This is a genomic window from Colwellia sp. Bg11-28 (assembly GCF_002836245.1).
Classification (GTDB): Bacteria; Pseudomonadota; Gammaproteobacteria; order Enterobacterales; family Alteromonadaceae; genus Colwellia; species Colwellia psychrerythraea_A.
In genome coordinates this window covers 384205-399125 of record NZ_PJBA01000018.1, presented here as the reverse complement: position 1 = coordinate 399125, position 14921 = coordinate 384205, and the positions used below count along the sequence as shown (strand labels likewise).

General features: G+C 37.7%; 12 protein-coding genes. 8 read left to right on the top strand and 4 right to left on the bottom strand.

The genetic code is table 11. The features are described from left to right. The first annotated feature begins 230 nt into the window (after positions 1-230). The 5 genes from guaA to CXF79_RS19040 all read left to right on the top strand — a co-directional run bounded on the left by guaA (position 231) and on the right by CXF79_RS19040 (position 6997). Complete coding sequence (guaA, locus tag CXF79_RS19060) at positions 231-1808, top strand: glutamine-hydrolyzing GMP synthase (protein WP_011044972.1); 1578 nt, start codon at positions 231-233, stop codon at positions 1806-1808. A gap of 337 nt (positions 1809-2145) precedes the next feature. Further along, complete coding sequence (locus CXF79_RS19055) at positions 2146-2493, top strand: RidA family protein (RefSeq protein ID WP_101157200.1); 348 nt, start codon at positions 2146-2148, stop codon at positions 2491-2493. 202 nt (positions 2494-2695) lie between these two features. Next, positions 2696-3415 (top strand): glutathione S-transferase family protein, encoded by a 720-nt coding sequence (locus CXF79_RS19050; RefSeq protein WP_101157198.1) that lies wholly within the window; start codon positions 2696-2698, stop codon positions 3413-3415. Further along, entirely contained in the window at positions 3416-4921 is a 1506-nt protein-coding gene (locus CXF79_RS19045) for a protein adenylyltransferase SelO (protein ID WP_011044969.1), read from the top strand. A 3-nt stretch (positions 4922-4924) separates the two neighbouring features. Then, positions 4925-6997: a RecQ family ATP-dependent DNA helicase gene (locus CXF79_RS19040; RefSeq protein WP_101157196.1), complete on the top strand. Its 2073-nt coding sequence runs from the start codon at positions 4925-4927 to the stop codon at positions 6995-6997. Between the two features lie 130 nt (positions 6998-7127). Here the strand turns inward: CXF79_RS19040 and CXF79_RS19035 are convergent, their stop codons facing one another. Then, a complete protein-coding gene (locus CXF79_RS19035; protein ID WP_011044967.1) occupies positions 7128-7706 on the bottom strand; it encodes a bacteriohemerythrin in 579 nt (192 codons plus the stop codon). A 421-nt stretch (positions 7707-8127) separates the two neighbouring features. On the opposite strand from CXF79_RS19035, the gene CXF79_RS19030 reads away from it, so the two are divergent. Together CXF79_RS19030 and CXF79_RS19025 are read left to right on the top strand one after the other, a co-directional pair. Continuing rightward, positions 8128-9003 carry a DMT family transporter gene (locus tag CXF79_RS19030; protein WP_011044966.1) on the top strand — a complete coding sequence of 292 codons (876 nt, stop codon included), beginning with the start codon at positions 8128-8130 and terminating at the stop codon, positions 9001-9003. 155 nt (positions 9004-9158) lie between these two features. Beyond that, complete coding sequence (locus CXF79_RS19025) at positions 9159-10985, top strand: DUF885 domain-containing protein (protein WP_101157194.1); 1827 nt, start codon at positions 9159-9161, stop codon at positions 10983-10985. 100 nt (positions 10986-11085) lie between these two features. Here the strand turns inward: CXF79_RS19025 and CXF79_RS19020 are convergent, their stop codons facing one another. Next, positions 11086-11973 (bottom strand): prenyltransferase, encoded by an 888-nt coding sequence (locus CXF79_RS19020; RefSeq protein ID WP_232769252.1) that lies wholly within the window; start codon positions 11971-11973, stop codon positions 11086-11088. Between the two features lie 80 nt (positions 11974-12053). Then, positions 12054-12329, bottom strand: coding sequence for a hypothetical protein (locus CXF79_RS19015; protein ID WP_232769251.1), 276 nt, complete (start codon positions 12327-12329; stop codon positions 12054-12056). A gap of 552 nt (positions 12330-12881) precedes the next feature. Between CXF79_RS19015 and CXF79_RS19010 the strand changes: the two genes are divergently transcribed. Next, positions 12882-13874: a tetratricopeptide repeat protein gene (locus tag CXF79_RS19010; RefSeq protein ID WP_157825904.1), complete on the top strand. Its 993-nt coding sequence runs from the start codon at positions 12882-12884 to the stop codon at positions 13872-13874. Positions 13875-13909: 35 nt separating this feature from the next. Here the strand turns inward: CXF79_RS19010 and CXF79_RS19005 are convergent, their stop codons facing one another. Continuing rightward, positions 13910-14770, bottom strand: a complete 861-nt coding sequence (locus CXF79_RS19005; RefSeq protein WP_101157190.1) for a hypothetical protein — start codon at positions 14768-14770, stop codon at positions 13910-13912. Positions 14771-14921 lie beyond the last annotated feature (151 nt).

The window sequence follows — 14921 nt, the reverse complement described above, 5'->3', positions numbered from 1 at the left end:
AATTGTTTTCGGTAAATGGAAAACAAAAAAAATTTAAATAGACTGAGTAAACTTTCAATAGAGATGCTCAGTTTTTTACTTAATATATATCGCTCTAAATGAACGAGCTTTAGGCAAAGCTGTTGAGTGATTTAGCAAATGAGTTTATGTTCCATAAATGATTTTGCTAAATTATGAAAACAATGCAGCATAAAGTTTGTTCATGACGAGCCGTCAACATGAGAAACAGCATGAGCAAAGACATTCATGATCACCGCATACTAATTCTAGATTTTGGTTCACAATACACACAGTTAATTGCTCGTCGCGTACGTGAAATTGGCGTTTACTGTGAACTTTGGTCTTGGGATGTTACCGAAGAGCAAATTAAAGGTTTTAATCCAACAGGTATTATTCTTGCAGGTGGCCCAGAGTCAGTAACTGAAGCTAACTCTCCTCGTGCACCTGAATATGTATATACTGCTGGCGTACCTGTATTAGGTATTTGTTACGGTATGCAAACAATGGCTGAGCAGCTTGGCGGTGGCGTTGAAAGTTCAAGCCATAAAGAGTTTGGTTATGCTGCTGTTGAATTGATTGCTCAATCTGCGTTATTTAACAAAGTTGAAGACAGTATTGGCGATAACGGTAATGCTTTACTTGACGTTTGGATGAGTCACGGCGATAAAGTGTCAGCTATTCCTGAAGGTTTTGTTACCGTTGCACAAACAGCAAGTTGTGCTTATGGCGCAATGGCTAATGAAGAAAAACAATTCTACGGCGTACAATTTCACCCAGAAGTAACACATACTAAACAAGGTTCTCGTATTTTAGAAAACTTTGTTGTCGATATCTGTAAATGTGAAAAATTATGGACTTCAGCATCAATCATTGATGATGCAATTGCTAAAATGAAAGCACAAGTCGGTGACGACGAAGTTATTCTAGGCCTTTCAGGTGGTGTAGATTCATCAGTAGTTGCTATGTTATTACATCGTGCTATTGGAGATAAACTTACCTGTGTATTTGTTGATAACGGCTTACTTCGTTTAGACGAAGGCCAGCAAGTAATGGATATGTTTGGTGATCACTTCGGTTTAAACATCATTAAGATTGAAGCTGAAGATAGATTTTTAAATCGTTTAGCGGGCGAAAGTGAGCCAGAAGCAAAACGTAAAATTATCGGTAACGTATTTATTGACGTGTTCGAAGAAGAATCGAACAAGCTTGATAATGCAAAATGGTTAGCACAAGGCACTATTTATCCAGACGTAATTGAATCAGCAGCGTCAGCTACGGGTAAAGCACATGTGATTAAATCACACCATAATGTTGGTGGTTTACCTGATTACATGAAATTAGGTTTAGTTGAACCATTACGTGAATTATTTAAAGATGAAGTACGTAAAATTGGCTTAGAGCTAGGTCTACCATACGACATGCTTTATCGTCATCCATTTCCTGGACCTGGTTTAGGTGTACGTATATTAGGTGAAGTGAAAAAAGAATACGCTGACTTATTGCGTCGTGCCGATGCTATCTTCATTGAAGAATTGCACAAGCATGATTTATATACAAAAGTAAGCCAAGCCTTTACCGTATTCTTACCAGTAAAATCAGTGGGCGTTATGGGCGATGCGCGTAAATATGATTGGGTTGTATCTTTACGTTGTGTTGAAACAATCGACTTTATGACGGCACGTTGGTCACACTTACCGTATGATTTCTTAGGCTTGGTTTCTAACCGTATTATTAATGAAATTGATGGTATTTCTCGCGTAGTTTACGATATATCAGGTAAGCCGCCTGCCACCATAGAGTGGGAGTAAAAATTAGCGGTCTTTTTTGCTATTTCATCTAACTTCAGCGTTGACTGTACTCACTGAATAACGTCAGCTCCGTGCAGTCGCCTTGAATTAAGATGAACTATCTGTAAATAGCACTATTTTACCTGCGAGTAATTTATACTTTATAAAAAACAACTAAATCCCCATTGTTGAAAAACACTGGGGTTTTCTTTTAACAATAAAAAACAAGGAGCTCAGACTAGTTGAGTGTTTTAGCAAAGCGTTTGAGTTTTATATTTTTGAGCTTATGACTATAAGTGATGAAATATAAATCGATAACAATGCAGCTAAAATTACAAATAGGAAGAGCCAGCACACAATGATTGAAAGATTAGAAACTAAGCCAAGAATGAGCCGAATTGTTAAGCATCACGGGACTATTTACTTATGTGGTCAAGTTGCGGCAGATGCCACTAAAGATATCACCGAGCAAACGCAAACCATGCTTGATAAAGTTGATACATTATTAGCGCAAGCGGGCAGTGACAAAGAGCACATCTTATCTGCGACTATTTATGTTAAAGACATGAGCTACTTTGCTGATATGAATGCCGTATGGGATGCATGGGTGCCAGAAGGGCATGCACCAGCACGCGCTTGCGTTGCTGCTAAAATGGCGAGAGAAGCATTGCTTGTTGAAATTTCAGTGGTTGCAGCAGAAATATAATTCTGTATAAAAGTGATATTTAGAGAGTAATCTAGCGGAAACTGGATTAAATTGCAGCATTGATAATGTTGGCGCTCAATTATATTCAGTGCTTCTTACTTGTAAAAAAAGGTCAATATAGATACTGTATAATAATACAGGTTTGTTGGCCTTTTTTTTTTCGTGTTAACTTTCATTTTCTATATGCAAACAAGGATGAGTAATGATTACACTTTATGGGTTTGGCAAGTGCTTTAATGTGATGGATGCTAGTCCATTTGTGGTTAAGGTTGATCTTTTTATGCGTATGGCGAATATTCCATGCCAGGTTAAATATGGCGCCAAGTATTTAAAAAAATCACCAAAAGGTAAGTTACCTTTCATCAATGATAACGGTACAGTGGTGGCTGATTCTGATGCCATAATGTCCTACTTAACAAAACAGTATCAGGTAACTTTAGATATCGAATTAGCACCAGAGCAGAAAGCACAAGCTCATTTAATAACTAAGTCATTAGATGAAGGTCTTTATTGGTGTTTGGTTTATTCTCGTTGGGCGACGGATGAATGTTGGCCGTTAACCAATGAAGCTTTCTTTGCTACTTTACCGATACCACTGCGCTGGTTTTTACCTAATATTATTCGTAAATCGGTAAAGAAAAACCTTCATGGCCAAGGCGTTGGTCGTCACTCATTAGAGGAAGTTCTCGCTATTTCAGATAAGAGCTTAGCGTCATTGTCCACGCTTTTGGCAGATAAAAATTTTTTCTTTGGCGACACTCATACCTCATTTGATGCCGTCGTTTATTCGCATTTATGTGAGTTTATTTCAGTGCGTTTTGATAATGGTTTTGAAAGTAAATTTACTAAAAATGCCAAAAGATACCAAAATCTAGTACAATTTTGTCAACGTATTGAAGACAAATTTTATCCCGAGAAATAAATGTCCCTAATTCTTTCTAATAACTACCAAGCACTTGGCGAAAGCTTTTCACAGCAAACATTGCCTGCGCCTGTGGGCCAGCCATCCTTATTATTGTGGAACGAACCATTAGCCAAAGCTTTAACTATACCGTTCACTAAAGATAATGATGCCGAACTACTCTCACAATACTTCTCAGGCAATCAATTGATTGAAGGAAGTAAGCCAGTTGCACAAGCTTATTCTGGACATCAGTTTGGCCACTTTAATCCGCAGCTTGGCGATGGTCGTGCGCATTTATTAGGGGATATTGCAGATACTCAGGGACAACGTTGGGATATTCAGCTTAAAGGCTCAGGCGTCAGTGATTTTTCACGTCAAGGTGATGGTCGTTGTGCGCTTGGCCCAGCATTGCGTGAATATATCATGAGTGAAGCTATGTTTGCTCTTGGTGTACCTACTACCCGTTGTTTAGCCGTGGTCACTACCGGTGAAAATGTTTATCGCGAGCGGCCTTATGATGGTGCCGTTGTTACGCGTATAGCAGCAAGTCATATAAGAGTTGGAACTTTCCAATATTTTGCTGCGCGTGGTGATACAGACTCGCTTAAAAAGTTAACAAATTATGCCATCAATCGTCACTTTCCCGAGTTAATAGCTAACTCATCAGAAAATTCGAGTGACAATAGTGATGCCCTTAAAGCTGACAATGTAATTAGCAGCCAACAAGTGCTTGAATTTTTCTCTGCTGTTTTATCAAAGCAAATTCCTTTAGTGCTTTCATGGTTAAGAGTTGGTTTTATTCATGGTGTAATGAATACAGACAATACGACTATTTCAGGTGAAACCATAGATTACGGCCCTTGTGCTATGATGAATGCTTATCATCCAGAGACTGTCTTTAGCTCAATTGATCGTAATAGTCGTTATGCTTTTGGTAAACAGATAAGCATTATGCAGTGGAATATGACTCGGTTAGCTGAAACATTATTACCGTTAGTTGATAGCGATGAAGATGATGCAGTAGAAAAAATTGAACCATTATTAACTCAATTTCATCAAGACCTTCAGCAAGGTTATTTGACAATGATGGCCGCTAAAATAGGTATCGATGAACCGGCGGAAGGTGATGGTAAGCTGATCAATGATTTGATTACACTTATGAAAGAACAAAAATTAGATTACACGCAAACGTTCACGGCATTAACTGATTCACTTAACGATAATACTACTGAAGAGCCGTTAACTGATGTGCTTAATGAATGGTTACCTCATTGGAATAGTCGAATTGAGTCATTTAAATCGTCTGCTCATACGCTAATGGTGAGCAATAACCCGATTGTTATTCCAAGAAACCATCATGTTGAAGCCTTCTTAGATAGTTGCCAAGAAACAGGTGACTTAACTGCGCTAAATAAATTCTTGGCGGTATTGCGACAGCCTTATACCGAAATAGCTGAGACTAAAAACTATCAAGATGCCCCTGTCGATGGTGATAAAGATTATCATACCTTTTGCGGTACTTAAATTATGAATAACCCACAAGATTACTCTCATAAAGAATGTCTTAAAGCATCACTTCTCGAGACCTTTGGCTTCGATGGCTTTCGCCCCGGGCAAGAGCAGACCATTACGCAATTGCTTAAAGGCCAATCAAGTTTGTCTATATTCCCGACAGGCTCGGGTAAGTCGTTATGTTATCAGTTAACTGCACTGCATTTACCGCATTTAACCTTAGTGGTATCGCCTTTATTAGCTTTGATGAAAGATCAATTGTCGTTTCTTGCAAGCAAAGGTATTAAGGCGGCAAGTATTGATTCGACCTTAAAAGGCAACGAAGCACAAACCGTCATGGCAGGTGTGCGCGATGGCGATATTAAAGTATTAATGGTGTCAGTTGAGCGTTTTAAGAATGAACGCTTTAGACAGTTTATTGAATCTGTACCTGTTTCTATGCTGGTGGTTGATGAAGCGCATTGTATTTCTGAGTGGGGGCATAATTTTAGACCCGATTATTTAAAGCTACCGAGTTATTGCCAAGCGTTGAATATTTCATTGGTGTTGTTACTTACCGCGACGGCAACGCGTAAAGTAAAACAAGATATGGCAGCTAAGTTTGCTATTCGAGATGAACATATTGTGCAAACAGGCTTTTATCGATCTAACCTTGATTTAAGTGTGCTACCTGTTACGCAAGCGCATAAAAACAAGCAACTTGAGCAAATCATTTCTGCTCAACAAGGTGCTGGTATTGTTTATGTTACCTTGCAACATTCAGCTGAAACAGTCGCGCAATATTTAAAACAGCAAGGCATCAATGCTTGTGCTTACCATGCTGGTTTTGACAGTGATACGCGCAGTCAAATTCAACAAGACTTTATGGCAGGTAAAATACAGGTTATTGTCGCGACTATTGCCTTTGGTATGGGCATTGATAAAAGTAATATACGTTTTGTTATTCATTATGACTTGCCAAAGTCTATAGAAAACTACAGCCAAGAAATAGGACGAGCAGGGCGAGATGGGCTGCCTTCGCAGTGTTTTACCTTAGCTAATCTTGATGGCTTAAATACCGTTGAAAACTTTGTTTACGGAGATACACCTGAGTTTACCGGCATTGAAATGTTATTAAATACAATAAAATCAGAGGTAATAACAAGCACTCACGTAGGCATAAGTGACAATCGGTCTGAAGGAAAGTGGGAGTTACAAATATTGCAGTTGTCTAATGCTGTTAATATTAAACAACTTCCGCTAAAAACCCTATTAGTACAGTTAGAGTTAGCGGGCGTGATTGAACCACTTTATGCTTACTTTGCTGACTTTAAAATTAAACTATTAAAACCTAAAGCTGAAATTATCAATAGTTTTAATGATCAACGTAAAGACTTTTTACAACGTATCTTTAATGCTACAGACTTTAAAAAAGTCTGGGGTAGTTTGAATTTTGATACTTTACTGCAAGATCAAAGTATTGAACGTAATCGTGTTATAGCCGCTCTTGAATACCTACAAGAACAACAATTGATAGTGCTTGAAACTAAAGGTATGACTGAGGTATTTAATATAAAGCTGAATGAATTGGCAGATCCTAGTTTGTGCCAAACACTCAGTAATTATTTTAAAGATAATGAAGAAAAAGAAATTAAACGTATCGCCACTTTAGTACGTTTTTTCCAGCTCGATACTTGTTTAACGGTAAATTTGGCGCGCTACTTTGATGATACTAGTTTCGATGATAAAAGGTTTGACGGTAATAGCTCCGATAATAATAGTCTCGATTCAGCTCGCAATTCAGGAACAGTCCCACAATGTGGTCACTGTAGTGTTTGTCGTGGTCAAGTGGCAGTACTTGAGCATTCTCAAGCTCAGATCCCATGGCCGAGTGATGAAGCCTTAAAGCAGGGCATGACGGAATTGGCTGAACGACTTAGCGGAAAAATAAATCAGCCATTATCGATTGAAAGTTTTTGTCGATTTTTTGCTGGTATGTCAGTGCCATTGTTTGGTCGCAATAAAGTAAGACAATTATCTGGCTTTGGCGTGTGCGAACAGCAACGATACCAAGCTATACGTGAAAAACTGGCCAGTTTAAGCAAGTAAATATGTGCTAATAAAAACAAGCTACGCCTAAATCCTCAAAGATTTGGACGTAGTTTTTTAGTGCTTATCTTCAACTAAGTTGAGAGGGACAAAGAAAGTAGAGTACAGAAAATATAAATCAGAAAAAATACTAAACATCAAACTCGTCAGCACCTAGCTCAACTAGATAATCACGATATTGGGTATCAGACTCTTGGATGTGGTTAATTAGCCAGTAGGTAAGTAAATTAGTTACTTGTTTCAGTGAATCATGACCTTCAATGTTATAAATGGCGACATACTCTTCAACTTTATCAATCATGGCTTGATGTTCTTCTTGATGTTCAGCCAATCCAGGGTAGCCATAATCTTCCATTAACTTTTCTTCGCGCTTAAAGTGATACTTGGTATAGCTTACTAACTCTTCTAAGGCTTCACGTTCAAACTCTTCACACTGGGCATAATCGAAAGCGATACTAAATTGGTTTAATAAGTGCAACAGCTTCTTATGGTCTTGATCAATATACTCAATACCTATGCTGTACTCTTTACTCCATTTAATTTGCTTGATGTGTTTCTGTTTTATCAGCGGCATCATGCACAATGCTGCGATTAACACCCAAGGTGTTGGACTAACAGGGTTAGTCAAAAAACTGAGAATAACCGACAACAATATGAGAATAGAAATAATGATAAAGCTAACAGACTTAACACGATTATTAACAATCACGATAGTAACCTTAAAGATAATAGGGAATTGAATAGAGCTGCTACTCTACTCTTTAATAAGGACTTTTTGCATTTAACCGACACTTTTGTTGATATGAGTCAAATTTACGATGCATTAACTTTATTTTGTTATTTTTGTTGATCTATCTCATTGTTTTATAGCTATTTTAAAGCTAGTTCTAAAGCTCATTTAGAACACCTTTTCGATATGTCTTCTTCTATCAATGCACTATCAATTTTCCAGGCAGACTTTTTTCGGCTTAACGTAGGGACGAAAATACCAAACACAGATAACAAAACCCTGAGTAATAATCTGACCAAGCTAGTTCGCATCGATACTAAATGAGATAGAATAGCGCCCAATCACCGAACTAATCCGTTTGATATAACTTTCTTTCTTCTTTATTCGAGTACAACTGTAAATGTTCACAACCATAAAAAATTCAGTGCCAATGAGCGTTTGGTATATGTTGATCTCGGCGTTAGGCTTTGCCCTAATGGCGGCTTGTGTAAAAGAAGTTAGCGGCTTAGGTATTCCAGTCCTGGAAATTGTTGCAGCAAGAGCCATTGTCTCGGGCATTATTAGTTACGCTGATATAAAACGTAAAAAGATATCCCTATGGGGCCATAATAAAGCGCTATTGATTGCACGCGGTACTGTCGGTTCATTTGCTCTGATGTTTGTTTACTATGCCGTAACAACTTTACCCTTAGCAGAAGCGACCGTATTACAATATTTGCATCCTGTATTTACCGCAGTGTTGGCGGTGTTTTTTTTGAAAGAAACCATACAGCGCTCAACCATCGCTTGTATCGCCATCAGCTTACTTGGCTTATTCATAATTATTCAACCGAATTTGCAATTAGACAATGCCATACATTATCCATGGATTAGTATTGGCGCGGCTGTAATGGGAGCATTTGGTAGCGCTGTTGCTTATGTCATTATCAAAAAACTGACAAAAACTGACGACAGCTCGGTCATTATTTTTTACTTCCCTCTGGTTGCCCTTCCTATTTCAGTAGTCATGTTAGGCAGTGATTTTGTTGTGCCAAGTCTAGCGGCGACCGGGTTACTGGTTTTAGTGGGCATATTCACTCAAGTAGGGCAGGTGGGCTTAACCAAGGCACTCCATAGTGCCGATGCTAACAAAGCAACCGCGTACGCCTATGTGCAAGTGCTGTTTTCAGTTTTTATTGGCTGGGCATACTTTAGTGAAGTTCCTATGGCCACTACCATTATGGGCGGTGGGTTTATCATGGTAGGTGCGTTAATCAACGTACTTTGGAAACGCTAACGAGTACTAATTTGTACTCTAACCCATAGATTCGTCCCAAAATATCCACAGAGTTCATTTGTTACCAATTGTAAGTTTCCCTGATTAGCTCTTGAAGTACCCTACTATTGAGGTTTAGGATAAGCCAGCTGTAAAATAATAGATAAGGAAATCACATGGTTAAATCAATTTTTAAATGGATAGGACTCTCCCTATTGTCTGTCATAGTACTAGGAGGTGCATTTGCATCACACGAATGGTACGCCGAAAAACCTTTTATGTTACGCTCATTTCTTGATAGAACTGTTTTACAACAAGCATTTGAAAGTCCGGAAACGCTGACTTCATTGGGTTTCTTGGAGTCTATCGGCATTACCGGACATAACGCTGAGCTTGATGATGATCGCCCAGAAAAGACCGATGCTCTTTTTGCTGAAATGAAAAAAGTAAAAGAAACACTGCTTACCTATGATGATAGTGACTTAGATGAATCGCAGCTTTTATCTAAAGAAATAGCCATGTATTTATTGGATATCTTATTAGTCTCTGAACCATACCGATATCACAATTATCCAGTGAACCAGTTGTTTGGTATTCAAAATGGTTACCCTAGTTTTATGGATGCTCAACATCAGGTCAATTCAGTTGGTGATGCCGAGAACTATATTGCTCGACTTAATAAAGTAAAAGTTAAGTTCTCCCAAAATCTTGAAGGTTTAAAATTACGGGAAGAAAAAGGCATTTTACCTCCTCGTTTTGTTATTGACCGTGTTCTTGAAGAAATGACAGCGTTTGTAGCTAAGCCTGCTGAAGAAAACATTCTCTATTCATCATTAAAAGCGAAGTTATCCGATGCTGAAGATATTTCTTCTGCAGAGAAAACTAGATTATTAAACTTGGCTAAAGAGGAAATTATTGCTTCGGTACATCCTGCTTATCAATTGCTTATAGATTATTTTAATCAAGTCGCTGATAAAGCTACTACCGATGATGGTATTTGGAAGCTACCTGATGGTGATGAAGTTTATGCTCAAGCGCTTAAGTTTTTCACTACTACTGATTACAGCGCAGATGAAATTCATAATATCGGTCTACATGAAGTTGATCGAATTCAGTTAGAAATTTTGACCATTTTAGAAAAAGAAAACTATGACGTTAGCCAAGGATTCACAGCAGCAATTGAAACCTTAGCTGCTCAAGATGAATTCTATTACCCTGATACCAAAGCGGGTAGAGAACAAATATTAACGGATTATCAAACCATTCTTGATGAAATTAATGCAGGTTTAGAGTCGGCTTTTCGAATTCGTCCAAAGGCGAGCATGAAGGTGCGTAGAATCCCTGAGTTCAAAGAAAAAACGGCTCCAGGAGCCTATTATCAGCAACCATCGATTGATGGCAGTCGACCGGGTATGTTCTTTGCTAATTTATACGATATTAAAGCAACACCGAAATACAGCATGAGAACCCTTGCGTATCACGAAGGTATTCCAGGTCATCACTTTCAAATAGCTATTGCGATGGAGTTAGAAGGTATGCCTTTATTCCGTCGGATATCACCCTTTACCGCTTATACAGAAGGTTGGGCGTTATATACTGAGCGTTTAGCATGGGATTTAGGCTTTCAAGATGATCCTTTTGACAATATAGGTCGCTTACAAGCTGAATTATTTCGTGCGGTACGTTTAGTGGTTGATACCGGTATTCATCATAAACGTTGGACTAGACAAGAAGCGATTGATTACATGGTCGCTAATACAGGTATGGCACATAGTGATGTAATTTCAGAAATTGAGCGCTACATCGTTATGCCTGGACAAGCCACATCTTATAAAATAGGTATGATGAAAATCCTAGAGTTACGTGAGAAAGCTAAAGCCAGTTTAGGTGATAAGTTTGATTTACGAGATTTTCATGATGTAGTTTTGAAAAACGGTGCTGTCCCTTTAGATATTCTAACCCGTTTAGTTGATCAATATATTGCTGATAAATCAGCTAATTAAAAATTAGTACGAACAAAGCGGAGTATCACTTTGTTGTTAAGTAGAGCAAAATACACTGAAATATTTTGCTCTACTTTAATCAACCATCAACCATCAACCATCAACCAATCAGTATTGATAGTCCTAATAAAAATGGCGTTATTATGGTTGCTGCTACATTCGCGCCTAAGTGCTGCTGAAAGTCCCCGATGTTCTCTTTGTGTTTAATCGCTCCAATCCATGCAAAAACGGATAGCGGTATGGGAACTAACGCAATCAATCCCATGCTTGGCAGTATACCCACCAATACATAAAGTAAAATCAATGAATAAGTTAATAACATAAATACCCCATAAACTTGATTACTGCGCTTAATACCAAAAGCTAACGGAAAGGTTTTACGACCGACGCTGGCATCAGCTTTCATATCAGGATATTGATTTAACAAAAGTAGGTTATTGATCAGAAGAAATGGTATCAACGATACTAGCCAAACCAGTAATGAATAGTCCAATGTTAAAACGATATGCGTACCAACAACCATTAACAGTCCAAATCCCATACCGGGGGCAATTAAACACAATCGTGGCATACGATTTAGCCATTGGGTATAGGTGACAATAATCACCAGTCCCACGAGCCCAATCGGCAAAATTGTCGCGCCAATAGTGCTAATAAAATATATGCCAATTGCGATGGTGATAAACAATGTTAATAGCCCAAACAACAATACTAAATTTGCAACTTTAGGGTTATCAGGTAGCGCACCACTACCACCACTAAAAGGGGTTTTAATCGTTTTAAAATCTAAACCACTTTTGAAGTCATGATACTCATTCAGCATGTTTACACTGATATGAGCAGACATTGCACCAATGAAGATAAGGATAAAGACTACTTTATCTATCGATACACCTGTAGCTAATGATGTGGAAAGTCCTAAAAATACACAGGCTAGTGTTAACACTAGGAAAGATGGGCGCATTGTTTGTACTACAGTCTTTATCATGATTTTCTACTTTATCAAATTGAGGTTGGCTTAGTGGAGCATATTCGATAACCAACTAAATACAGTAACCCAGTCATTAGTCAAACAATACCGACATAAAAAACAGTATCATTTACTTTTTCGGGGTGGCGAAGCCAGAGTTGTAATGGTAATAGACCACGAATGATGCAAAGCGTTGCTATGGCATATATTGCATAGTTTACGAGTGGCAGTTTATTTATCAATTTCCCCGTAAAGCCAGCACCAGATAAGGCATAGAGTCCTAAAATAACAAAAATCCCCGAGGCAAATACTGTGCCTATTGGTGCTAAATAGGTGCCATTAATCGCTGACTCTACAATTTTCGGGGGAACCATTTGAGCTACATAGCACTTTGGGCCTAAATAGATGCAAGATAAATGTGCAGCAGCTGTTCCTATCGCAACTAGGGCTGCTAGCACTAAAAATACAACGCCAGTTTATTGTTTCACATTAACTCAGTTTAAGTGAATTGCTAATTGTTGTGTCGTTGCCATAGTTATCACAACGACTGTTTTAACTGCTAATTTACATCAAACATCACTGAATTCAAACTGTTAAATGTGTTTCTTATTAGATAAAAATTTGCAAGACAAGCTGTAATGAATTAGATGAAATAACTTTTTGTTATCGAGTATTTTAATGGTATCACTTTAGGTTGGATACCTTAGTTTATTGTGCGGAAGGAGGATGTTAGGAGGGAATTTAACCGACTTTCTAGATAAAGGAGGAAGAGGTGCTATAATTTTTACTGTATTTTAGGCATTTTAGGATTTTATAAAAATGTCTAAGCGGTTTACTTAGACTACAAGCCAATTTATATCATTGAAGATACTCAATCAATATTGGATGTTATGCTTAGACTACTGATTTTTATAACGATTACTTTTATGATTGACTCTGCAAGAGCAGAGACTGCATCAGAAAGTTTATTGAGTAAGTTATCTGAAGCAAAAGATTACTTAAGAATACAACCTTCCGTTTCATCAAGAATACTTAAAAAACACCTTGCTAATATTGGCCAGCTGACTATCAATGATCAATTATCCTGGCATCAAAATCTATTAAGAGCTTCTATTGCGCTAAATGATTTAAACCAGGTTGAAAAAACGGTAAAAGTAATGCTCTCTTATCCTGAGCTAGAGAAAAAAACAGATAAATTTGTTTCTTTGTTAAGTAGCTTAGGTATATTTTTGCGCCGAACTGGGCATCCCCATGAATCTATTTTGCTATTTAATTGTGGACTTGAACAACCGATTAAAAACGGCAAACAAAAAATAAGTTTGTTGATTAGCAAAGGAAGTAGTTTAAGTTCCCTTAATAAATATAGTCAGGCGAAAACAATGTATGCTCAAGCTTTGCAATTAGCTAAACAGCAAAATGCTGAAGTATTAATAAGCGCTATTTATAATACTTTAGGAATAATGGCTCTTAAACAAGGTAATTATACGTTGGCCAAAGAGTACTTGATAAATGCTTTACAACTATCACAAAAAATTTCAAGGCGTTCGGGTCAAATTGTAGCGGGTTTACAGTTGCTTAGGTTATCGATACTAAACAATGAGCCTATGCTATACGACAGGTTACATTACCGTATCAGTAGACTCACCTTAGTCAGTGAAAGTGAAGTGAGACATGCTTATCTTTTTTGGTTAGAAAAAGCACATAAGGCATCTAAGGGTAATAAATTGTCTGCACAAGAGCAAGATGAGTTGCTAAGTAAACTCGACCAAATTAAACCGATTAGCGTTAGCTTATATAACCAGTTGGTTGAAACACTTGCCGAGCCAATGGGGATTACTTCTTTAGCCCTTATAAATGAATCTAGCGAATATCAAGGTGATTTATTAAACAATATACACCAATGTAAAAATATAGAATAAGCAAAGCATAGATTAATAAAGCAAGCTTGCTAGCATTAACCGTTAGTAGCGATTAGTTGAGCATGAACAGGATTACTGGACTGTTGTAAATACAATGAAATTTCTTTGTGAGCTTGGCGAAATGGCTTAGTAAGATGAGATTTTAGCGCTTTCTTTACCGGCTTAATATCAATCCCTTTTATCACGCAAAATAATGCCAAAGCGTAAACCGTTTCTAACTCAGGTAGCGCAGCTTGTCGGTTAAGGCTTTGATTGTTACAAGAGCCACATCCGCCTTTAAATTGGTAAGCTGTATTAGCAAAGATAACACCAAAACCCATAAAACAAGCGACTAAATCTATTGTTTGAGGCAATACGTCTTTACCTCCTGGGGGAAGTATTCCGTGCTGGTTAACTAAAATACCGGCCTGTACTTGTACTAGATAGGCGATTAAATCTTGCGGTTGATTAAGCTGACTTGAGTGAAAAGCAATGTCTATCGTAGGTATTGTTGGTGGTATTGAAGATACTACTGCTTCACCTTCTACTTTATAACTGATAGTAGAGCTTACATTCGAAGCGACTTTAGTACTTACCTTAGCGTTCTCACCACGTAGCCTTGATTCAAAAGATAATTGAGGCATAGGCTTTTGGGTGAAATTATCAGCTGAGATCAGTTTTAGCGGCCAAGACGTCATGCCAGTATAATTAAGTGTATTAGAGAATATCTTATCTGCCATTGCTTCTATACTGCTTGCACTACCCGGATAAAAGTTATTGTTAGGTAATATCAATTCACTGTTATTTTTGAAAAAGTCGCCATCAAGTTGATCCATACACCAAGCAAAGGTATCAAAAATCCATTCTTTACTTTCTTCATCAATGACAGGTTTTGCTTTAAAAAAAGTTGATAACATGAATGGATAGCCTTTATTTATGATTTAGTGATGGTTAATAGATTATTTAGTGATCGTTTATCAGCTCATGATGACTAAGCTTTAATATTATAAAGCTTAGCTAATTAAGAACCAGCTAATAGCAAATTAATTTCAATATAGTAACAATATC

Coding starts and splice junctions, on each gene's coding strand:
- CXF79_RS19030 (WP_011044966.1), top strand. CDS start 8,128: ATGTTCACAACCATAAAAAATTCAGTGCCAATGAGCGTTTGGTATATG.
- CXF79_RS19045 (WP_011044969.1), top strand. CDS start 3,416: ATGTCCCTAATTCTTTCTAATAACTACCAAGCACTTGGCGAAAGCTTT.
- guaA (WP_011044972.1), top strand. CDS start 231: ATGAGCAAAGACATTCATGATCACCGCATACTAATTCTAGATTTTGGT.
- CXF79_RS19010 (WP_157825904.1), top strand. CDS start 12,882: ATGATTGACTCTGCAAGAGCAGAGACTGCATCAGAAAGTTTATTGAGT.
- CXF79_RS19015 (WP_232769251.1), bottom strand. CDS start 12,329: ATGGTTCCCCCGAAAATTGTAGAGTCAGCGATTAATGGCACCTATTTA.
- CXF79_RS19040 (WP_101157196.1), top strand. CDS start 4,925: ATGAATAACCCACAAGATTACTCTCATAAAGAATGTCTTAAAGCATCA.
- CXF79_RS19020 (WP_232769252.1), bottom strand. CDS start 11,973: ATGATAAAGACTGTAGTACAAACAATGCGCCCATCTTTCCTAGTGTTA.
- CXF79_RS19055 (WP_101157200.1), top strand. CDS start 2,146: ATGATTGAAAGATTAGAAACTAAGCCAAGAATGAGCCGAATTGTTAAG.
- CXF79_RS19050 (WP_101157198.1), top strand. CDS start 2,696: ATGATTACACTTTATGGGTTTGGCAAGTGCTTTAATGTGATGGATGCT.
- CXF79_RS19025 (WP_101157194.1), top strand. CDS start 9,159: ATGGTTAAATCAATTTTTAAATGGATAGGACTCTCCCTATTGTCTGTC.
- CXF79_RS19005 (WP_101157190.1), bottom strand. CDS start 14,770: ATGTTATCAACTTTTTTTAAAGCAAAACCTGTCATTGATGAAGAAAGT.